This is a genomic window from Streptomyces sp. NPDC002463, assembly GCF_042889835.1.
Classification (GTDB): domain Bacteria; phylum Actinomycetota; class Actinomycetes; order Streptomycetales; family Streptomycetaceae; genus Streptomyces; species Streptomyces nymphaeiformis.
On the sequence record NZ_JBIARL010000001.1, the window covers coordinates 259500 to 279813 of the forward strand.

Consider the following 20314-nt stretch of genomic DNA (forward strand, 5'->3'; position numbering starts at 1 on the left):
GCCGCCGGCCGGGGGGGGGGCCCCCGGGGGGGGGGGGCGCCGGGGGGGGGGGGGGGGGTGGGGGGCCGGGGGGGGGGGGGGGGGGGGGGGGCCCCCCCCACCACCGGAAGGGGTGAATGCACGTAACTTTCCCACCCTGGTCGCGTTCTGTCGCGGTACGCGGCCGAACGATCACGGAGGGTCAGGCAGCGGCCAGCTCCTGGCGGCGCTCCCTGCGCTCGGCCGCGAGGACCGGGTCGAGGGAGGGGACGGCGGCGAGCAGCTGCCGGGTGTACGGATCCTGGGGTGCCCCGTACACCTCCGCGACCGTGCCCTGCTCCACGATCCGGCCCGCGCGCATGACGGCGACCCGGTCGCCGACCTGCCGGACGACGGCGAGGTCGTGGGCGATGAACACGAGCCCGAGGCCGAGTTCCGCCTGGAGCTCGGCGAGCAGGGCGGTGACCTGGGCCTGGGTGGTGACGTCGAGCGCGGAGACGGGTTCGTCGCAGACGATCAGGCGGGGTTCGGCGGCGAGCGCGCGGGCGATGCCGACGCGCTGGCGCTGGCCGCCGCTGAACTCGTGCGGATAGGCCCCGTACCGGTCGGGGTCGAGTCCCACCCGGTCGAGCAGCTCCCGCACCCGGCCCCGGATCCGGGTCTCGTCCCGCTCCCCCGCCACGCGCAGCGGGTCGGCGATCGACTCGCCGACGGAGCGGCGGGGATTGAGGGAGGAGACCGGGTCCTGGAAGACCATCTGGAGCTCGCGGCGGTACGGGCGCAGCCGCTTGTCGGGCAGCCCGCCGATCTCCTCGCCCCGGTAGCGGAGTTCGCCGCCGGTCGGGTCGAGGAGGCGGACGAGCATCCGGCCGAGGGTGGTCTTGCCGCTGCCGGACTCGCCGACGACGCCGAGGGTCTCGCCGGCGCGGACGGTGAGGGAGACCCCGTCGACGGCGGTCACGGCGGCCTTGCCCCGCCCGAACTCCCGCCGCAGGTCGACCGCTTCGAGCAGCGTCTCCCCCTTCTTCTCGGGGGTGGCCCGGGTCGGCCCGTCGAGCCGGGGCACGGCGGAGAGCAGTGCACGCGTGTACGGCGCCGAGGGCGCGCCGAGCACCCCGGCGACGGGGCCCCGCTCGACCTCGCGGCCGTGGCGCATGACGAGCACCTCGTCGACGCTCTCGGCGGCCACGCCCACGTCGTGGGTGACGAGGAGCAGCGCGGTACCGGTCTCGCGCCGCAGCTCGTGCAGCAGGTCGAGGATCTGGGCCTGCACGGTGACGTCGAGCGCGGTGGTGGGTTCGTCGGCGACGATCAGCTGCGGCTCGCAGGCGAGTGCCATGGCGAGGAGTGCGCGCTGCCGCATGCCGCCGCTGAACTCGTGGGGGCGGGAGCGGGAGCGGCGGGCGGCGTCGGGGATGCCGACGCGGTCGAGGACTTCGATGGCGCGGGCCCGGGCGGCCTTTCTGGATCCAGGACGATGGATCGTGGATCCAGGCTGGTGGATCTTGGATCCAACATCCTGGATTCCGGATCCAACCTGCTGGATCTTGGATCCAGACTGCCGGATCGTGGATCCAGACCGCCGGATCGTGGATCCAACCTGCTGGATCCTGGATCCAGGATGATGGATCCGATATACCTCCGCGATCTGCTCCCCCACCGAGTAATACGGATCCAGCGCGGACAGCGGGTCCTGGAAGACCATCGCCGCCACTCCACCGCGCAGCCTGCGCAGCTCTGCGGGCCCGGCGGTGCCGACGTCGATGCCGCCGACGCGGACGGTGCCGCCGGCCTTCGCGCCCGTGCCGCGGTGGAGGCCGAGGAGGGCGCCGGCGACGGTGGACTTGCCGCTGCCGGACTCGCCGACGAGGGCGAGCGCGCGGCCGGCCTCCAGGGTGAAGGAGAGGCCGTCGACGGCGCGTACGGCGCCGTCGAACTCGACGGAGAGCCGGTCGACTTCCACGAGCGGGGTGGTGGGGAGCGTCATGTCAGGGCGACCCTTCGGTCGGCGAGGGCGTAGAGGAGGTCGGCGACGACGTTCGCGAGGACCACGGCGACCCCGGTGAGGAGCACGATGCCGACGACGACCGGCAGGTCGACGTGGCGGACGCCGTCGATGAGGGTCTTGCCGAGCCCGGGGATGCCGAAGAGCGACTCGGTCAGCACGGCCCCGCCGAACATGGTGCCGAGGTCGATGGCGCTGAGCGCGATGACTGGCGGGACGGCGCCGCGCAGGGCGTGACGGGTGACGACGGACCGCTCCCCCACCCCGTACGCGCGGAAGGTGCGGATGTGGTCCTCGGCGAGCGTCTCCAGCGTCGAACTCCGCGTCAGACGGGCGTATTTGGCCGACTCGAAGAAGCCGAGGGCGAGCCAGGGCAGCAGCATGTTCCAGGCCCACTGCTCGGGGTCCTCGCCGAGCGGCACGTACGTCGGGAAGGGCAGCCACCGGAGGTAGGCGCAGACGGCCATGAGCAGCAGCAGGCCGAGGATGAAGACGGGCGTTCCGGTGCCGGCGAGGGTGAGCACGGTGAGGGTCCGCTCGGTGAGTCCGCCGCGCCGGAGCGCGGAGAGCAGCCCGGTGCCGATGCCGATGACGAGCCAGATCACCATGGCGCCGAGGGCGAGCGAGGCGGTGGCGGGCAGCCGTTCCAGGATGAGCTCGGTGACCTGCTGGTCGTTCTGGTACGAGAGGCCGAGGCAGGGCGCGTCGCAGTGCAGGACTCCGGTGCCGCCGGAGTAGTCGCGGCCGGCGAAGACGCCCTGGAGGAAGTGCAGGTACTGGGCGAACACGCTCTGGTTGAGGCCGAGTTGTTCCCGCACCTGGGCGATCTGCTGCGGGTTGCAGCGTTCGCCGCAGGCGAGCCGGGCGGGGTCGCCGGGCATGACGTAGAACAGCGCGTAGACCAGGACGGAGAGAGCGAGGAGGACGAGTGCGGCGCCCGCGAGCCGCTTGAGGACGTAGCGGGTCATCGGGAGGCCTCCTTGCGTGTGCCCATGCCGAGCCGGCCGGCCTCGCGCGGGTCGAGGGCGGTGCGGACGGCGTCGCCGAGGACGGTGAAGGCGAGCACGGTCGTGAAGAGCAGTCCGGCCGGGAGCAGGACGTACGCCGGGTCGGCCCGGAACCAGGTCTGCGCGGTGGACAGCATCTGCCCCCAGGAGGGGGTGGGCGGGGTGACGCCCACGCCGAGGAAGGAGAGCGAGGCCTCGGTCACGATGTTGGTGGGGACGAGGATCGCGGCGTACGTGATGACGGGCGCGGCGAGCGAGGGCAGCAGTTCGCGCCGGGCGGTCCGCCACCGGCCCGAGCCGGCGAGCCGGGAGGCGGCGACGAAGTCGAGGCTCTTGAGGGTGAGGGTCTGGGCGCGCACGATCCGGGAGGTGCCGGCCCAGCCGAGGAGCCCGATGACCAGGATCAGCAGCAGCGGGCGCGGGAAGTCACGGGGGACGACGGCGGTGAGCGCGATGGCGAGGACGAGGAACGGCAGGGCGAGGAAGGCGTCGGTGATCCGGCCGAGGGTGGCGTCGACCCAGCGGTTGCCGAGGCCGGCGGCGAGGCCGACGAGCACTCCGACGAGGACCTGGACGACGGTGGCGCCGAGGGCGACGAGCAGCGAGATCCGGGCGCCGTAGAGGAGGCGTACGAACAGGTCGCGGCCGGTGCCGGGTTCGACGCCGAGCCAGTGGTCGGCGCTCGCCCCGCCGAAGGAGCCGTACGGGACGCCGCCGCGGGCGGAGTCGACGAGGTCGTCGTGGTACGTGTGCGGGTCCTGGCCCGCGAGGGCGGCGAGGAGCGGCGCGGCGAGGGCGAGGAGGACGAGCAGGAGGAGTACGGCGGCGGAGGCGAGGGCGGCCGGGCGGGTGCGGAGCCGTCGCCACACCTGCCGGGCGGCGCCCGTGGCGGGAAGTCCCGCCACGGGCGCCGGCGCGTCGGTCAGCGCGGTCACTTGACCGCGACCTGCGAGATGTCGAGGACGCCGGTCCAGTCGCTGATGACGACGTTCTTGATGTCCGTGCCGACGAGCCGCTTGTAGACGGGGTGGAACAGCGGCACGTCCAGGGCCTGCTCGCCGATCTTCTTGTCGAGGGCGCCCCAGCGGGCGGCGGCTGCCTTGAGGTCGGTCAGCTTGTTGATCTCGTCGATCTCCTTGTTGACCGCCGGGTCGTTCAGCTGCGCGTGGTTGTAGTTGGAGCCGTCGGTGACGATCTGGCGTCCGTCGAAGATCGGAGCGAGGAACGGGCCGCCGGCCGGCCAGTCGGCGCCCCAGCGGGAGAGGAAGAAGCCGGGGGCGTCCTTGACGCTCCAGCGCTTCTCGTTGAAGGCGTTGGGCTCCTGCCCGTCGAGCTTGACGGTGATGCCGGCCTTGCCGAGGGCCTCCTGGACTGCGGTGGCGATCTCGGGGCTGGTGGTGCGGTTCTGGGCGGTGGAGTGCAGCAGCGTGACGGTGAGGCCGTTCGGGTAGCCGGCCTCCTTGAGCAGCTGCTTGGCCTTCTCCGGGTCGCCGGTCTTCCCGGCCGGGAAGTGGTCGTACGGCGTGAAGCCGAAGGCCTTCTGCTCGGGCAGGAAGGTGGTGGCGGGCTCGGCGAGCGCGGAGCCGCCGGCGGCGTTGACGACGCTGGTGCGGTTGACGGCGTACGAGATCGCCTGGCGGACCTTCGGGTTGTCGAAGGGCTTCACCTTCGGGTTGAAGGCGATGTAGTTGGTGAAGCCGAAGTGGCCGGTGCCGACGCGCGCGGCGAGCGCCTTGTCGGAGCCCACCTGGGCGAGTTCGGCGGGGCCGAGGTTGGTGTCGGTGGTGACGGCGGCGGAGTCGGCGCCGGAGGAGGTGGCGAGGCGCTGGTTGATGACGGCCTCGTCGAGCCCGGACTTGACGTCGATCCGGTCGGGGTAGGCCTTGCGCTCCTCGTCGGTCTTCGGGTCCCAGTGCTCGTTGCGCTCCAGGACGAGGTGCTCGCCGTCGTTGTCGTTCTTCACGACCTTGTACGGACCGGAGGAGACGGGGTGCTCCTCGTACTTCGCACCGGTGTCCTTGGCCTTGGGGACGGGGGCGAACTGGGTCTGGGTGGCGACGAAGGGGAACTCGCCCTCGGGCTTCTTCAGCTTGAAGACGATGGTCCGGGCGTCGGGGGTGACGATGGACGCGAGCCCCTTCCCCCTCTTTCCATCGGATGCAGCCTTGTACGGCCCCTGGTACGTGTCGCCGCCGACGAGCCAGTCGCGCAGGTAGGGGGCGCCGCCGGAGAGTTCGGCCGCGAAGGAGCGCTCGATGCCGTACTTGATGTCGGCGCTGGTGATGGCCGTGCCGTCCTCGTACTTCAGGCCCTCCTTCAGCGTGTACGTCCACTCGGTGGCGTCCTTGTTGGGGCGGCCGGTGTCGGTGGCGAGGTCGGGGACGACCTGGGTGCCGGCGGCGCCCGCCTCGCGGTTGCGGGTGGTGAGCGTACGGAAGACGAGGGAGGGGACGTTGCCGCCGCCCGAGGTGTAGAGGCGGGCCGGGTCGAAGTCGGTCTGGGCCTCGTTGTTGAGGACGGTCAGCGTGCCGCCCTTCTGCGGGGCGCCCGCGGCCTTGCCGGAGGTACCGCCCTTGGCGCCGGCGTCCTCGGGGCCGCAGGCGGCGGCGCCCGAGGCCAGGACGACACTGACGGCGGCCGCTGCCACGCGGCGCGAGATGACGGACGAATGACGCATCGGAAGGAGACCTCTCGGGGGTGAAATGCGAACTGCGGGAAAGAGAAAGAGAATTCCGCAGGCACGGGAAACAGCCCGAAAGGGAGAACGGCGCCTGCGGGAATGAGAAAACCCGGGCGCGGCGAGAAAAAGGAAAGCCGACGAGCGCTCGGGCTGCGTCAGCTACAGAGAATGTCGGCGACCGTGTGTCCGGTCACGCCGAAGAGCGCCAGCTCAAGGGCGGCGCTATCGGAAACGGCGTGACGGTGCGACATGCCGAGAAATATGGACGAACGCGTGAGCGATGTCAACGCGCATCCGCGCCATCCCGAGACAGGCGTCTCGGGATGCGGACACCAGCAGACCGGACGGTCCGTCAACTCGTCGGATGCACCCAGGGGTTGGGGCGGCACTTGATCCCGTCGATGTCCAGGGACTTCGTCTGCTGCTGCATCACGGGGGCGAGCGCACCCGGTGTGCGGCAGCTCACGTGGCCGTGCCCGAGGCGGTGTCCGACCTCGTGGTTGATGAGCATCTGGCGATAGGCGTACATCGCCTTCGGGCCGAAGGTCACCGAGCCCTGCGCCCACCGGAAGGCGTTGATCATCACGCGCTGGGTGGAGGCGGAGTCGCAGGAGACGTTGTCGACGGTCGTGTCGAGACCGGACTTCGCGCACCACGCGCCGGTGGTCCCCGGACTGGCGAGGGTGATCACGAACTCCGGATCGCCGCTGGAAATGCGCTCGAAGGCCATCTCGTCCTTGCCGGCCCAGCTGCGTTTGTCGTTGAGCGTCTTCTGCACGGCGTCGGCGAAGAGCTTCGGATCGAGACCGAGCCCCTTCTCGACGTCGACCCGGTAGCGGATCAGCTTCCCCTTGCCGGGCGCCTTCTGCAGGCCCGGCACGGTCTCGAACTCCCCGGAGCCCTTCAGCTTCGGGTCGATCGGGAACTGGTGGGTCATCAGCTGCTCGTACGTCGGCGGGGTGGCCGCGGGCGCCGGCTTCGTCGGGAGGGCACGGTCGTCCGAGCGGGAGGCGGAGTCGTCCGTGGGCCGCTCGCTCGGCTGCCCCGCGGCGCGCGCGGGAGGGGTCTCGTCCCGGTCGGCGACCTGTCCGGTGACGACGACGGCGAGGACGGTGGCGACGGCTGCGGCCGCGACGCCGGTGAGCGTACGGCCGAGGCCGCCCCGGCCCGCCGGCGCCTCCGCGTCGGTGCTGTCCTCCTCGCGCCGCGGTGCGGGGATGAACGGCGCCTCGGGCTCGGCGAGTTCGGTGGCGGCGGCGCGGCGGGGAGCGTAGACCCCGGGGCGCGGCGCGGAGGCCTCGTCGTGCTGGGGGTGCCCGCCCCGCACGGACGCGGCGTAGACGGGCACACCGTGCGCGGGCGTCCCGGACGCGGCGTGCACAGGCGCCTGGCCGACGAACGCGGGGGTGCCGTGAGCGGGCGTGGCGTGCCGACCCTGCGGGGCACCGTGCGCGGGAGTGCCGTACGGCGCGGGAGCACCGGGTCGCGGGGCGCCGGGGCGGGGGGTCCCCTGGGCCGGGCCCCCGTACTGAGGAGTCCCGTGCGCGGGAGTCCCCTGCGCGGGCGCGGCAGGTCGCGGGGCGCCGGGGCGCGAGGTCCCCTGGGCCGGGCCCCCGTACTGAGGAGTCCCGTGCGCGGGAGTCCCCTGCACGGGAGCGCCGGGTCGCGGCATGCCCTGTCGCGGGCCCCCCTGCGTCGGAGCCCCGTACTGCGGGACCCCGTACTGAGGCGTTCCCTGCGCCGGAGTCCCGTACATCGGTGTGCCGTGTGCCGGCGTCCCGTAGCCCTGGGTCGTGGCGCCCCGGTCGGCGCCGGGGCCGCCCGGTGTCCGGCGGCGGCGGCCCGTACCGGGCTGGGGGCCCGTACCGGGCTGGATGCCCGTCGGGGGCGTCCCCGCCTGTGGCTGCGGCCCGGTGTCGGGCACCGAGGGCGCGGCGCCCTTGCGACTATGTCGTCCCACGCCCCGGATCAGCTCCCGCCGTGATCGGCGATCAGGTCCCGGACGGCCTGGGCGACCGTCTCGGGGTGCTCCATCATCGCCACGTGCCCCGCCTCGGGGAGGCTCAGCAGGCGCGAGCCGCGGAAGGCGGCGGCCGCCTTGCGGGCCATCCGGTACGAGACGAGCCGGTCGCGCCCACCGTAGACCAGCAGCGTCGGGGCGAGGACCCGTTCGGCCTGACGCCACAGTCCGTGCTGTCCGCCGAGGGTGTACGCGTCGACGATGCCGCGCGAGGAGCGGGCCATCGCGTCCCAGAAGTAGGGGAGCTCCAGGCGCCGCTCCATCTCCTCCACGGCGTGCCGGAAGCCCTCCTCGGTGACCTGGCCGGGGTCCCCGTAACAGAGCGAGAGGACGCCCTTGACCCGCTGCTCGGCCGTCCAGTCCTTGGTGAGCTTCGCGAAGAACGAGGCGACGCCGGGCACCGCGAGCAGCGCGGTGGGCCAGGCGGTGCGCTGGGCGCGCAGCTCGGGCAGGGCCGGGGAGATCAGCGTGAGGGTGCGGACCAGGTCGGGCCGGACGGCGGCGACGCGCGTGGCGACGGCGCCGCCCATCGAGTTGCCGAACAGGTGGACCGGTCCGCGTCCGGCGGCGTCCAGGAGCCGGATGACGGCGCGGGCGTGCCCGGTGACCGAGTAGTTGCCGTCGTCGGGCGGCGGCGAGTCGCCGAAGCCGGGCAGGTCGACCGCCTCGCCGTCGACCTGGTCCGCGAGCAGCGGCATGAGGTCGGACCAGTTCTGCGAGGAGCCGCCGAGGCCGTGGACGTACAGGGCGGGCGGCAGTCCGGGCCGGTTCCCCGGCCGGGCGCGCACGGTGAGGGTGAGTCCGGGCAGCGCGACGGAGCGGAGCTCCTCGCCGTCGGCGACCCGTACGGCGCGGACCGGCGACGCGGGTGAGGCGGCGGCGGTCCGGGTTTCCGGCAGCTCGGTCGAGGACATGGCCGCAATATTACGAGACGATCACGCGCCGACGTGTGTGGGTGCCGTCACAGGTGCGTATGCGGCATGGCGCGTTCGCTCCTAGGCTCGAAGAGAGGGCCATCGGGAGCACCGCGACCCGCACCCCCGGAAGGAACCTCATGACTGCCGATCCGAGCGAGCCGGACACATTCACCGAGGAAGAGGACGACGTGCTGGACCAGGAAATCCCGGAGGCCGACGCTGCCGAGCAGCACACCGAACTTCAGCAGCGCGAGGACGAGCAGCCCACCCGTCTGGAGCGCGACTCGGCGAACGAGGCCGACGTGTCCGAACAGGCGCGGGTGGTCACCCTCGACGAGGACGACTACCGGTGAGCACGCGAATCCCGCAGATTTGTTCGGTTTAATCTTGAATCGACTGTCGACCAGGGCGTCCGGTCCGTGAAATTCTGCGTTCGCACCGCGCACAGCCGGGTTACCCAAAAGTACGATGGCGGCGCGGCGCGACAGCGCGCATGGATCGATTTTTGGGAGGCCGCGTGAGCGCCATCGAGCAGACAGAGGCAGCACGCCCTCGGGGCACGCGCCTGCCGCGACGTGCCCGACGGAACCAGCTGCTCGGCGCGGCCCAGGAGGTTTTCGTCGCCCAGGGGTACCACTCCGCCGCCATGGACGACATCGCCGAGCGGGCCGGTGTCAGCAAGCCGGTGTTGTACCAGCACTTCCCCGGGAAGCTGGAGCTCTACCTCGCGCTGCTCGACCAGCACTGCGAGGCCCTCCTGCAGGCCGTGCGCACGGCGCTGGCCTCCACCACGGACAACAAGCTCCGGGTCGCGGCGACGATGGACGCGTACTTCGCGTACGTGGAGGACGAGGGCGGCGCGTTCCGTCTCGTCTTCGAGTCCGACCTGACCAACGAGCCCGCCGTACGCGAGCGCGTGGACCGGGTCAGCCTGCAGTGCGCCGAGGCCATCTCCGACGTCATCGCCGAGGACACCGGCCTGTCGAAGGACGAGTCGATGCTGCTCGCCGTCGGCCTCGGCGGCGTCTCCCAGGTCGTGGCCCGGTACTGGCTGTCGAGCGGGTCCGGCATCCCCCGCGACAAGGCGGTCGGCCTGCTCACCTCGCTCGCCTGGCGCGGCATCGCGGGCTTCCCGCTGCACCCGGTGGACGGCCAGCTGAGCGCAGAGGGCCACTGAGCGCTCCTGCGCGCCGCTCCCCCAAGCTCTCGGCTTCGCTCGAGCAGGGGGACCCCCATCGGAGGCTGTTCGCTCCTGGCGTGCGGCGGCTGACCCGTGCGGGTCCCCTCACCGGGCTAATGTGTGCTGCGTACGGCGCGGGTAATCGCGCAACGCTGACCGTTCGGAGGGACATAGCCGTGGAGGTCAAGATCGGCGTGCAGCACGCACCCCGGGAGATCGTTCTGGAGAGCGGGCAGTCCGCCGAGGAGGTCGAGCGCGCGGTGGCCGACGCGCTGGCCGGCAAGGCGCAGCTGCTCAGCCTCTCGGACGAGAAGGGCCGCAAGGTCCTCATCCCGGCCGAGAAGATCGCGTACGTGGAGCTCGGCGAGCCCGCCGTGCGCCGCGTGGGTTTCGGCGCGCTCTGAGCCCCGGATCTGACGGGAAAGGCCCGGTGGACCGCTTCGGTCCACCGGGCCTTTCGTCTGTCCGTACTTCTGATACTCCCACGTCAGGGGGTACGAAAGGATTGCGTTCCGGACGCCGGGGGTAGGACGCCCATGACCGCAACGCCCGCCCCGCAGCACCCCTCGCGAGGTGATCCGACGTGTTCCTGGAAGCCCTCGGCTCCGCCCTGCTCGGTTTCGCGCTGGCCTGGGCCGCCGTGCTCCGGCTGCCCGACCGCCTCCCCGTCCGGGCGATCGTGCTCCTGACCGGGACGCTCGGCGGCGTCTTCGGTGCGCTCGTGACGCACGGGGCGCTCGGCCCTGGCCACTTCCTCGCCACCCTGATCGGCGCCGTGGCCGTGGCGGCGGTGCTGCTCTCGCTGCTGATCCGCCCGGCCTCACGCAGACTGCGCCGATCAGCCGCGGTCTGACCGGCGCACTCTCCTGAAGTGCCTCAGGCCGCGAGGCCCAGGGCCGCCATGCGCTTGGTGTGGGCCTCGGTGATGCGGGAGAACATCCGGCCGACCTCCGCGAGGTCGAAGCCGTCCGCGACACCGCCGACCAGCATCGTCGAGAGCGCGTCGCGCTCGGCGACCACCCGCTGGGCCTGCGAGAGCGCCTCGCCCATCAGGCGGCGCGCCCAGAGCGCGAGCCGGCCGCCGACGCGCGGGTCGGCGTCGATCGCGGCGCGGACCTTCTCCACCGCGAAGTTGCCGTGGCCGGTGTCGTCGAGCACCGCGAGGACGAGCCCACGCGTGTCGGAGTCCAGGCGGGCCGCGACCTCACGGTAGAAGTCACTGGCGATCGAGTCGCCCACGTACGCCTTGACCAGGCCCTCCAGCCAGTCCGACGGCGCGGTCAGGCGGTGGAAGTCGTCGAGCGCCTTCGCGAAGGGCTCCATGGCCGAGGTCGGCTCGGCGTCGACGGCCGCGAGGCGGTCGCGCAGCCGCTCGAAGTGCTGGAACTCGGCCGAGGCCATCTTCGCCAGCTCCGCCTTGTCCGCGAGGGTCGGCGCCAGCTTGGCGTCCTCGGCGAGCCGCTCGAAGGCCGCGAGTTCTCCGTAGGCGAGGGCGCCGAGGAGGTCGATCACGGCGGCGCGGTACTGCGGCTCGGCGGAAGCCTCCGCCCAGTCCTTGGCGGCGATCCCGGTGGGTGTGGCGTTGTCAGGCGTCTCCATGAAGCGCACAATAGCCCGCTCGGGAGGCCCGGGAAGGCCCTGGTCAGTCACTGTGACCGTGCCCTCATCACGTTTTCTCCCGACACACATGCGCGAATCCGGGGTACAGTGGTAAGGCGCCTGCTGAGTATGCGGACATGCTTTCGCACGTTCGGACGTACCCGGTGGGCCGACTCATGAATGAGGATGCCCGGTCGGTGGCCCGATCGGCTCCGGCCCGACAGCCCTTCCGGCGGACCCGCGGAAGGGTCACCCTCAGCGGTACGACGCTCGAGCGACGGCAGTGGTCCCGTGCCACCCGGCGGTGATCTCCCCCGATCCCCCGGAAGATCCAGGCACGGTACGACCCCCTTCGTTCGCCTCGCGCCGCGTCTCACAGAAGAGGCAGCACCCTGACTACGACTTTCCGAGAACTCGGAATCCTCCCTGAGACGGCCGAGGCCCTGGAGGCCGTCGGCATCGTCACCCCCTTCCCCATCCAGGAGATGACCCTTCCGGTCGCCCTCACCGGCACCGACGTCATCGGCCAGGCGAAGACCGGCACGGGCAAGACCCTCGGTTTCGGCCTCCCCATCCTGGAGCGCGTCACCGTCCCGACGGACGTCGAGGCCGGCCGGGCCCGGCCCGAGCAGCTGACCGACGCCCCGCAGGCGCTCGTCGTCGTCCCCACCCGCGAGCTGTGCCAGCAGGTCACGAACGACCTGCTGACCGCCGGCAAGGTGCGCAACGTCCGTGTGCTCGCCATCTACGGCGGCCGGGCGTACGAGCCGCAGGTCGAGGCGCTGCAGAAGGGCGTCGACGTCGTCGTCGGCACCCCCGGCCGTCTGCTCGACCTGGCCGGCCAGCGCAAGCTCGACCTCTCGCACGTGAAGGTCCTCGTCCTCGACGAGGCCGACGAGATGCTCGACCTGGGCTTCCTGCCCGACGTCGAGAAGATCATCAACATGCTGCCGCCGAAGCGCCAGACCATGCTGTTCTCGGCGACCATGCCGGGCGCGGTCATCGGCCTGGCCCGCCGCTACATGTCGCAGCCCACGCACATCCGGGCCACCTCGCCCGACGGCGAGGGCGCGACCGTCGCGAACATCAAGCAGCACGTGTACCGCGCGCACAACATGGACAAGCCGGAGATGGTCTCCCGCATCCTGCAGGCCAACGGCCGCGGGCTCGCGATGATCTTCTGCCGTACGAAGCGCACGGCGGCCGACATCGCCGAGCAGCTGGAGCGGCGCGGCTTCGCCTCCGGCGCCGTCCACGGCGACCTGGGCCAGGGCGCCCGCGAGCAGGCGCTGCGCGCCTTCCGCAACGGCAAGGTCGACGTGCTGGTCTGCACCGACGTCGCCGCGCGCGGCATCGACGTCGAGGGCGTCACGCACGTCATCAACTACCAGTCCCCCGAGGACGAGAAGACGTTCCTGCACCGCGTGGGCCGCACCGGCCGCGCGGGCGCCAAGGGCACGGCCGTGACGCTGGTCGACTGGGACGACATCCCGCGCTGGCAGCTCATCAACAAGGCCCTCGAGCTGGACTTCCACGAGCCGGTCGAGACGTACTCCTCGTCGCCGCACCTCTACGAGGACCTGGACATCCCGGCGGGCACCAAGGGCATCCTGCCCCGCTCCGAGCGGACCCGCGCGGGTCTGGGCGCGGAGGAGCTGGAGGACCTGGGCGAGCCCGGCGGCCGCCGCGGCCGCGGCCCGAAGGCCGCCGAGAGGACCGAGGAGCGCCCGGCCCGTACGCGGACCCCGCGCCAGCGTCGCCGCACCCGCGGCGGCAGCGACCTCGACGACGCCCCGGTGTCGGCGGCCCCGGCCGTCGAGACCCCGGCCGTCGAGACCCCGTCGGACGAGACCCCCGCGGAGCCGGGCCCGCGCACCCCGCGCCGCCGCCGTCGCACCCGCGTGACGGCGCAGGTCGTCGAGGCGCAGGCCGCCGAGGCTCCGGTCAAGACGCCGGTCGTCGAGGCCCCCGTCGCCGAGACGCGGACCGCCGAGGCCCCGGTCGAGGCGCCCGTCTTCACGGCCCCGGTCGCCGCGGCCCCGGCCGTCGAGCAGCCGAAGGCGGAGGAGCCGAAGGCCCCCCGTCGCCGGAGCCGTGCCGCCCGCCCGGCGACCGCCGAGCCGGTCACCGCTCGGGTCGAGCGGACCCCCGTGGCCCCGGCTCCGGCCCCGCGCCGCCGCCGTGCCCGGGTGGTGCGCCAGGCCGAGGAGACCGTGACGTTCCAGACGCCCGAGTCCGCCGCGGTCGCGCTGATGGCCGAGCGGTCCGTCGAGGCGCCGGTCGTCGAGGCCGCCCCGGTGGTCGTCGAGGAGCCGAAGGCGGCTCCGCGCCGCCGTACGGCCACGGCCAAGAAGGCCGTCGCGGAGCCGGTCGTCGAGGCGCCCGTCGCCACGGCTCCGGTCGTCGAGGCCGTCGCCGCCCCGGTGGCCGAGCCCGTCGTCGAGACCCCGGTCGCCGAGGTCCCCGCGCCGCGTCGTCGCCGCACCGCCCGCCGTCCCGCCGGGTCCCCGGTGACCGCCGAGGCGCCGGTGGCCGAGGCCCCGGCCGCCGAGCCGGTCGTCGAGACCCCGGTCGCGGAGGAGCCGGAGCCGCGCCGCCGCCGTACGGCCCGCCGTCCCGCCGGGTCCCCGGCGACGGCCGAGTCCACCGGCGAGGTCATCGTCATCGCCGCCCCGGTCGCCGCCCCGGTCGCCGAGACCGTCGTGGAGGAGGCCCCGAAGAAGGCCGCCCCGCGTCGCCGCACGACGAAGAAGGCCGCGGCAGCCGAGCCGGTCGCCGAGACCGTCGAGGCGCCGGCGGCCGAGGAGGCCCCGAAGAAGGCCGCTCCCCGCCGCCGCACGACCAAGAAGGCGGTCGCGGCCGAGGCTCCCGAGGCGTCCGCGCCGAAGACCGAGCCGAAGGCTCCGGCCCGCCGTCGTACGACCAAGAAGGCGGTCGCGGCCGAGGTCGAGGCGCCGGCGACCGAGGAGGCCCCGAAGAAGGCGGCTCCCCGCCGTCGCACGACGAAGAAGGCTGCGGCTCAGCCCGAGAGCTGACCCGCGCCTCCACCACCGAGCGGCCCGCCCCCACCAGGGGCCGGGCCGCTCGGCCGTACGGCCCCCGTGCGGGGCCGCACCCCGCGCCGGAGACCGGCGCGCCGCGTGGGCTCCCGCGCCGTTACAGTCCAGATATGAGCAAGCCCCGTTCCCTCGTCCTCCCGCCCCGCACCCGTGTCCACCGCCTGGAGACCGCGCGCGGGCCGTTCGCCGTGCTCGACACCGCGGCGGCGGGTGCGCGGCGGGGCACGGTGCTGCTGCTGCCCGGTTACACCGGCAGCAAGGAGGACTTCCTCGGGCTGCTCGGGCCGCTGAGCGAGGCCGGGTACCGGGCCGTGGCCGTGGACGGGCGTGGGCAGAACGAGTCCCCGGGGCCCCGGGGCCGCGCCGCCTACCGCCGCAGGGCGCTCGCGCTCGACGCGGTGGCGCAGGCGGCGGCGCTCGGGGACGGGCCCGTGCATCTGCTCGGCCACTCGTTCGGGGGCCTGGTGGCGCGCGCGGCGGCCGCCCTCGCGCCGGGCGCGTTCAGCTCGCTGACGCTGCTGTCCTCGGGCCCTGGCAGGGTGGCCAGGCCGCAGCGGATCCGGGTGCGGGTGCTGCGGGCCTCGCTCGCGGTGCTGCCGAAGGAGCGGGTGTGGCAGGCGATGTGCTGGCTGGACAGCCGGGGCGAGGAGCCGGACACGGACGACGCGCCGGAGCTCGCGGGCTTCCTGCGGCGCCGCTGGATGCGTACCCGGATCGCCCAACTCGCGGGCGCGGGGCGGCTTCTGCTGGACCGTCAGGACGGCACGGAGGGCCTCGCCGCGCTCCGTATGCCGCTGCACGTCGCGTACGGGGCGGACGAGATGGTGTGGGCGCCGGCGGACCTCCGCGCGGCGGCCGCCCGTACCGGTGCGCACCACACGGTCGTGGCGGGCGCGGGCCATTCCCCGAACGTGTCGCACCCCCAGGAGCTGGCGGACCGCCTGACCGGCTTCTGGGAGGAGGCGAGCAGCCCGGCCAGGGTGGTCAGTACTGCGCCTTGAGGTGCTGCCAGAAGCCGTCGCGCAGGGAGCGCCGGAGCGAGGCGTGGCCGCGCAGGGAGCGGCTGAGGAGGCGCTCGGCCTCGACGAGCAGGTCCTGGTCGACGGGTCCGGGCAGGTAGGGCGCGCCGGGCAGGAGTTCGGCGAGCCGGTCCCGGCCGCGCTCGGCGAGCCAGGTCGCGGCGATCTGGGCGCCGACGAAGCGCACCTCCTCACGGGAGGGCGGCGGCTCGCCCTCGTTCTCGTACGTGGTGACGGGGCGGCGCGTGACGTACGGGCGGCAGAAGTCCAGCTCGAAGGTGCGCTGGCTGTCGACCTCCCAGAGCAGCGCCTCGGCCTGGTTGCGTCCCTCGGCGGCCTCGATGCCCCAGAGGTGGACGCGGGCCCCGTAGCCCTGGGCGGCCTCGACGGCGGAGACGAGGTCCTCGTCTCCGCCGACGAGGGCGGCGTCGCTGATCGCGCGGTGGCGGGCGAGGGACTCCAGGTCGGTGCGGATGAGGGAGTCGACGCCCTTCTGCTGGTTGTTGGCGTTGAGGTTGCCGAGGCGGACCTTGACGTCGGGGAGCTCGGCGATGGCCTGCTGCTCGGGGGTGTGGATGCGGCGGCGGGCCCCGTCGTACCAGTAGACGCGGAGGAGTCTGCTGTCCGCGAAGATCGTGCGGGCCTTGTCGATGAAGGCCTCGATCAGGCCCTCGGCGTCGAGGTCGAAGGAGCGCCGGTCCTCGGTGCCCGCAACCAGCAACCCGGCCGCAGCATGGACGTAACCCGCGTCGACGAAGATGGCGTGGGTCGAGGGGGTCTTGGCCACCTCGGCCAGCATCCGCTGCAGGAGCTCATTGGTGCGCTCCAGGCGGGCGTCCAGCGCGTGCAGGCGGGCGTCGGTGTCGGTCGCGGTCGGCTGGGTGGTGTCTGCGTCGTTCATACGGGGCTCATTGTCCGCCGCTCGGGGCCCGGCCGCCACATCCCCCTACCCGCCGGTAGTTAGCCATCCGAAAATTTTCCTTAGCGTAAGGAATGTTTGCAGGATGCATGACGTTGGACCCCTGTGTAACGCAGTTCTCCGCCCAGGAGGATCAACTCAGACGAAGGGAGAAGCCCATGCGCTTCGAAATCCTGCGACTCGACGACATCGACGGCACGCCTGTCGACTCGACCGTCGTGGACGCCGCCTCCGTCAATCGGATCGTGCAGCAGGCCGCCGCGATCGGCCAGCGCATCTGGATCCGCCCCGCCGAGACCTCGGCCTCGTAACAGGCCGGGTTCCACACCACGCACCGCGCCCCCGCACGGACTTCGCAGCAGCGGAATCCGTACGGGGGCGCAGTGGGTTCTGAAGGGCCTCAGGCGTTCTGGATCACCTGGGTGACGCCGTTGATGATCTGCTGCACCGCGATGGCGGAGAGCATCATGCCGGCGAGCCGGGTCACCAGGACGACGCCGCCGTCCTTGATGACGCGGATGATCAGCAGCGAGTACCGCATGGTCAGCCAGAGCACGACGTGCATGGCGGCGATGGCGGTCCACACGGAGACCTGCGAGGCGACGCTGTCGGCGTTCTGCACGGCGAGGATGACCGAGACGATCGCGCCGGGCCCGGCGAGCAGGGGCATGCCGAGCGGGACGAGGGCGACGTTGACGTCCTTGGTCTGCTTGGGCTCGTCGTTCTTGCCGGTGAGCAGGTCGAGCGCGATGAGCAGCAGCAGGAGACCGCCCGCGATCATCAGCGCGGGCACGGAGACGTGCAGGTAGTCCAGGATCTGCTGGCCCAGGAGGCCGAAGACGGTGATGACGCCGAAGGCGACGCAGACGGCCTGCCAGGCCATCCGGCGCTGCACCTTGGCCGGGCGGCCGGAGGTGAGCGCGAGGAAGATCGGGGTGATCCCGGGGGGATCCATGATGACGAAGAGGGTGAGGAACAGCGAGCCGAAGACGGCGACGTCGAACACGGTGGGGTTGCCTTGCGGGAGGTGGAACGGTGGGGTGTACCCCTACGGGGCGGAATCCGAGATTCCGGCGTCAGGGCATGGGGAGCGCGCCACCGGGGCACGGCACGGAGCCGTACGGGCGGCGTGAGACGGAGTGCGGAGGGGGCGCGCGCCGCCGCCGGAGGCGGCGGGCACGGCGACCGGCCGCCGCCACGAGGAGCGGCGGGAAGGGGCCCTTACGGGGCTAGCGCGGTCCGCCGGCGCCCGGGACCGGGAAGGCGCCCGAAGCGCGGCGGGTGATCTCGCCGTAGATCTCGGGGTCGGTGGTGTACTCGCCGAGGCGGCAGGTCTTGCGGCTGCCGTGGTAGTCGCTGGAGCCCGTCGTCAGCAGGCCGAGCTCCTTCGCGAGTCCACGCAGCCGGGCCCGCGTCGCCTCGTCGTGGTCCATGTGGTCGACCTCGATGCCGTCGAGTCCGGCCTCGGCGAGCCGGGCGATCGAGGCCTCCGGCAACACCTGGCCGCGCTTGACGGCGAGCGGGTGCGCGAAGACGGTGACCCCGCCGGCCGCCTTGACGAGGCGGATCGCGTCGAGCGGGTCCAGCTCGTGCTTCTCCACGTACGCCCGGCCGCCGTCGGCGAGCCACTCGGGCGTGAACGCGCCGGACACGTCCGGGACGACCCCGAGCTCGACGAGCGCCTCGGCGACGTGCGGGCGGCCCACGGAGCCGTCGCCGGCGATCCGGGCGACCTGCTCCCAGGTGACGGGGACGCCGAGCTCCTGGAGCTTGCCGACCATGCCGCGGGCGCGCGGCACCCGGTCGTCGCGGACGAGCTCGCGCTCGGCGAGGAGCGCGGGCTCCTCGGGGTCGAAGAGGTACGCGAGCATGTGCAGCCCGATGCCGTCCATCCGACAGGACAGCTCGGCGCCGGTGACGAGGGTCAGGCCCTCCGGCAGGGCCGCGAGCGCCTCGGCGTGGCCGCGGGTGGTGTCGTGGTCCGTGAGCGCGACGACGTCGAGACCGGCCGCGGCGGCGTTCCGGACGAGGTCGGCCGGGGAGTCCGTGCCGTCGGAGGCCGTGGAGTGGGTGTGCAGATCGATGCGCACGACGCGGTACTCCAGGGGCTCGGCACGGACGAGGGACGCTCCAGCATAACGGGCGAATCGAACACGCCCGTACGGAACGTCACGGAGCTCACCCCTGGCCGAGCAGCCTCGGGGTGAGCGCGCCGCAGGGCAGCAGGTCGACCTCGGCCCCGGCGTCCCGCAGGTCCGTCAGAACCAGCTCGTCGTACATGAGGAGGCCGGACTGCTCGGGCCAGACGATCGCCCACAGCCACAGGCCGCGCGCCTCGCCCGCGAAGACCGCGCGGTCCTGCGGGGCGCCGGTGACGTGCCAGAGCGGCGTGGGCCGCCCGGCGGCGAGCATCTTCACCTGGGGCGGCTTGTCGATGGCCATGCCGGAGCCGGGATCGAGACCGTCGATGCCGGCGTACCGCGCGCCGAGTCCGACGCCGAGCTCCTCGGCGACCAGGAGCAGCTCGCCGATCCCGCCGAGCGGGCCGGGCCCCGAGCAGGCGACGGCCGTCGCGCGTCCGCCGCTGCGGTCGTCCCCGGCGTACGCCACTCCGGTGAAGAGCCAGCCGACGGGAAGGGGCCACGGCATCCACACCGGGACGTGGGACCTGTTCACCACGACCCCGAGGCCCTCGACGCTGGGCGGGATCACGGGCTGGAGCGGGTGCACCGAGCCGTGCACATCACACTGCCAGGAGTCGGCGAAGAGACCGGGCGCCCTGACCCGGCCACCGCACTTCGGACAACTGGGTTCGCCCCTCATAGGTCTCAACGGTCCTAGCTCTTCCGCCCCGCGTCAAGGACGACCGCGAACGATCACCCGTCCGGCCCGGACCGTTCACCCAGGGCATCCGCCGCCGACGGTTCAGTCCAGATCCACGGACCTGCGCAGGGGATCGCGCAGGTCCGTCCCCTTGGCCAGCCAGCGCTCCTCCAGGGCCTTCGCCCCGTGCACCCGCTTCCACGCGGCCTCGTTGGAGGTCATCGGGAGCAGCGGCAGGAAGCGCACCGGGTCCATGGGCTCGTCGAGGTCCAGGTCCTCGACCAGACCGCCCGACTCGGCGACGAGCACCGAGCTGAAGGGGGCGCCGGGCCAGAGCGGGTCACCGACGTCGAGCGAGGCGCCGGGGGCCACGACGACGCCCTCGACCTGCGGGGTGGCCGCGAGGACCGCGAGCGGGCGCAGCACCTTGTCGGTGTCGGCGAGCCCGCCCCGTACGGTCAGGACGAGCTCCGCGCGCGGGCCCTTCACCGGGTCGGCGAGCGCGGAGGTCGGATCGGCCATCGGCTGCGCGGACATCCCGAGGGTCGCGTACCGCACGAGGTCGCCGTCGACGAAGCGCAACACCTCGATCCGGTCCGTGCCGAGGAAGGTGACCGCGGCCCGCGCGTCCGGTTCGCCGAGCGCCGTACGCAGCCGGGCCTCGACGAGTGCAAGAACTTCTCCCATGCGGGGAGCATAGATCGCGTATGGAACGGGCAAAGGAAGGGATTGACCCTCTGTCGGCTGATAGTGTTGGCCACTGGTCGGGATTCCCGACTGCTCGTCACACGTCATCCCTCACAAGGGACCGGCCGGAGGAGGTGGGACTGCGATGGACCGAAGTCGATCGGGCAGTACCAGCCGCTCTTCCGCCGCTCCGCACCCCAGCCCGGTGCTCTCTTTCCGGTGACGTCCGGGTCCGGCACGGACCCGCCCCTCCGGCATCTCGCACGACGGAAGAGCAATTTTCGCCTTTCCCTGTCTGTAGCGACCGCCGTCACCGCGCCCCCTTCGGTGCCGCCCGCTTTGTGGACGACGCACGTCTCCGTCCCCATTCCGGGCTGTGCCATGCTCGCGCCGACGGCTGATCCGTGAAGGAGCACAGCC

Annotated in this window: 19 protein-coding genes; 7 read left to right on the forward strand and 12 right to left on the reverse strand. The window is 72.8% G+C overall.

All coding sequences use genetic code 11. The features are described 5' to 3' along the window. Nucleotides 1–181: 181 nt before the first annotated feature. From ACFYX3_RS01120 to ACFYX3_RS01145, 6 genes are all read right to left on the reverse strand, one after another. Nucleotides 182–1966 (reverse strand): dipeptide ABC transporter ATP-binding protein, encoded by a 1785-nt coding sequence (locus tag ACFYX3_RS01120; RefSeq protein WP_389006920.1) that lies wholly within the window; start codon nucleotides 1964–1966, stop codon nucleotides 182–184. Then, complete coding sequence (locus ACFYX3_RS01125; protein ID WP_389006922.1) at nucleotides 1963–2952, reverse strand: ABC transporter permease; 990 nt, start codon at nucleotides 2950–2952, stop codon at nucleotides 1963–1965. Before ACFYX3_RS01125 ends, ACFYX3_RS01120 begins: the two co-directional genes overlap by 4 nt. Continuing rightward, on the reverse strand, nucleotides 2949–3926 hold the full coding sequence (locus tag ACFYX3_RS01130) for an ABC transporter permease (protein WP_389006924.1): 978 nt from the start codon (nucleotides 3924–3926) through the stop codon (nucleotides 2949–2951). Before ACFYX3_RS01130 ends, ACFYX3_RS01125 begins: the two co-directional genes overlap by 4 nt. Continuing rightward, nucleotides 3923–5668, reverse strand: a complete 1746-nt coding sequence (locus ACFYX3_RS01135) for an ABC transporter substrate-binding protein (protein ID WP_389006926.1) — start codon at nucleotides 5666–5668, stop codon at nucleotides 3923–3925. Before ACFYX3_RS01135 ends, ACFYX3_RS01130 begins: the two co-directional genes overlap by 4 nt. Before the next feature lie 355 nt (nucleotides 5669–6023). Then, nucleotides 6024–7052 carry a DUF3152 domain-containing protein gene (locus tag ACFYX3_RS01140; RefSeq protein WP_389006928.1) on the reverse strand — a complete coding sequence of 343 codons (1029 nt, stop codon included), beginning with the start codon at nucleotides 7050–7052 and terminating at the stop codon, nucleotides 6024–6026. Between the two features lie 587 nt (nucleotides 7053–7639). Then, entirely contained in the window at nucleotides 7640–8605 is a 966-nt protein-coding gene (locus ACFYX3_RS01145; RefSeq protein ID WP_389006930.1) for an alpha/beta fold hydrolase, read from the reverse strand. Between the two features lie 140 nt (nucleotides 8606–8745). Here ACFYX3_RS01145 and ACFYX3_RS01150 point away from each other — a divergent pair, with 140 nt between their 5' ends. The 4 genes from ACFYX3_RS01150 to ACFYX3_RS01165 all read left to right on the forward strand — a co-directional run bounded on the left by ACFYX3_RS01150 (nucleotide 8746) and on the right by ACFYX3_RS01165 (nucleotide 10641). Then, a complete protein-coding gene (locus ACFYX3_RS01150; RefSeq protein WP_389006932.1) occupies nucleotides 8746–8961 on the forward strand; it encodes a hypothetical protein in 216 nt (71 codons plus the stop codon). 164 nt (nucleotides 8962–9125) lie between these two features. Then, nucleotides 9126–9785, forward strand: a complete 660-nt coding sequence (locus ACFYX3_RS01155; RefSeq protein WP_093874200.1) for a TetR/AcrR family transcriptional regulator — start codon at nucleotides 9126–9128, stop codon at nucleotides 9783–9785. Between the two features lie 179 nt (nucleotides 9786–9964). Beyond that, complete coding sequence (locus tag ACFYX3_RS01160; protein ID WP_015036001.1) at nucleotides 9965–10192, forward strand: DUF3107 domain-containing protein; 228 nt, start codon at nucleotides 9965–9967, stop codon at nucleotides 10190–10192. 179 nt (nucleotides 10193–10371) lie between these two features. Next, nucleotides 10372–10641, forward strand: a complete 270-nt coding sequence (locus ACFYX3_RS01165) for a hypothetical protein (RefSeq protein ID WP_376588390.1) — start codon at nucleotides 10372–10374, stop codon at nucleotides 10639–10641. Nucleotides 10642–10664: 23 nt separating this feature from the next. Here ACFYX3_RS01165 and ACFYX3_RS01170 read toward each other — a convergent pair whose 3' ends face one another. Then, on the reverse strand, nucleotides 10665–11387 hold the full coding sequence (locus ACFYX3_RS01170; protein WP_030688588.1) for a ferritin-like fold-containing protein: 723 nt from the start codon (nucleotides 11385–11387) through the stop codon (nucleotides 10665–10667). Between the two features lie 485 nt (nucleotides 11388–11872). Between ACFYX3_RS01170 and ACFYX3_RS01175 the strand changes: the two genes are divergently transcribed. Both ACFYX3_RS01175 and ACFYX3_RS01180 read left to right on the forward strand, forming a co-directional pair. Then, nucleotides 11873–14422 carry a DEAD/DEAH box helicase gene (locus ACFYX3_RS01175; RefSeq protein ID WP_389006936.1) on the forward strand — a complete coding sequence of 850 codons (2550 nt, stop codon included), beginning with the start codon at nucleotides 11873–11875 and terminating at the stop codon, nucleotides 14420–14422. Between the two features lie 134 nt (nucleotides 14423–14556). Continuing rightward, a complete protein-coding gene (locus ACFYX3_RS01180) occupies nucleotides 14557–15447 on the forward strand; it encodes an alpha/beta fold hydrolase (protein WP_389006938.1) in 891 nt (296 codons plus the stop codon). Here the strand turns inward: ACFYX3_RS01180 and ACFYX3_RS01185 are convergent. After that, entirely contained in the window at nucleotides 15431–16366 is a 936-nt protein-coding gene (locus ACFYX3_RS01185) for an NYN domain-containing protein (protein WP_376588385.1), read from the reverse strand. The genes ACFYX3_RS01180 and ACFYX3_RS01185 overlap by 17 nt on opposite strands. 176 nt (nucleotides 16367–16542) lie before the next feature. Between ACFYX3_RS01185 and ACFYX3_RS01190 the strand changes: the two genes are divergently transcribed. Beyond that, a complete protein-coding gene (locus ACFYX3_RS01190; RefSeq protein WP_099054331.1) occupies nucleotides 16543–16695 on the forward strand; it encodes a hypothetical protein in 153 nt (50 codons plus the stop codon). Nucleotides 16696–16784: 89 nt separating this feature from the next. On the opposite strand, the gene ACFYX3_RS01195 is transcribed toward ACFYX3_RS01190, so the two are convergent. From ACFYX3_RS01195 to ACFYX3_RS01210, 4 genes are all read right to left on the reverse strand, one after another. After that, the gene (locus tag ACFYX3_RS01195) at nucleotides 16785–17390 is read right to left on the reverse strand and encodes a MarC family protein (protein ID WP_359517030.1); all 606 of its coding nucleotides are present in this window, start codon (nucleotides 17388–17390) and stop codon (nucleotides 16785–16787) included. Nucleotides 17391–17613: 223 nt separating this feature from the next. Beyond that, nucleotides 17614–18474 (reverse strand): PHP domain-containing protein, encoded by an 861-nt coding sequence (locus ACFYX3_RS01200; protein WP_376588383.1) that lies wholly within the window; start codon nucleotides 18472–18474, stop codon nucleotides 17614–17616. Nucleotides 18475–18562: 88 nt separating this feature from the next. Further along, nucleotides 18563–19207 carry a DUF6758 family protein gene (locus ACFYX3_RS01205; protein WP_116158993.1) on the reverse strand — a complete coding sequence of 215 codons (645 nt, stop codon included), beginning with the start codon at nucleotides 19205–19207 and terminating at the stop codon, nucleotides 18563–18565. Between the two features lie 102 nt (nucleotides 19208–19309). Further along, nucleotides 19310–19894 carry a suppressor of fused domain protein gene (locus ACFYX3_RS01210; protein WP_376588380.1) on the reverse strand — a complete coding sequence of 195 codons (585 nt, stop codon included), beginning with the start codon at nucleotides 19892–19894 and terminating at the stop codon, nucleotides 19310–19312. Nucleotides 19895–20314 lie beyond the last annotated feature (420 nt).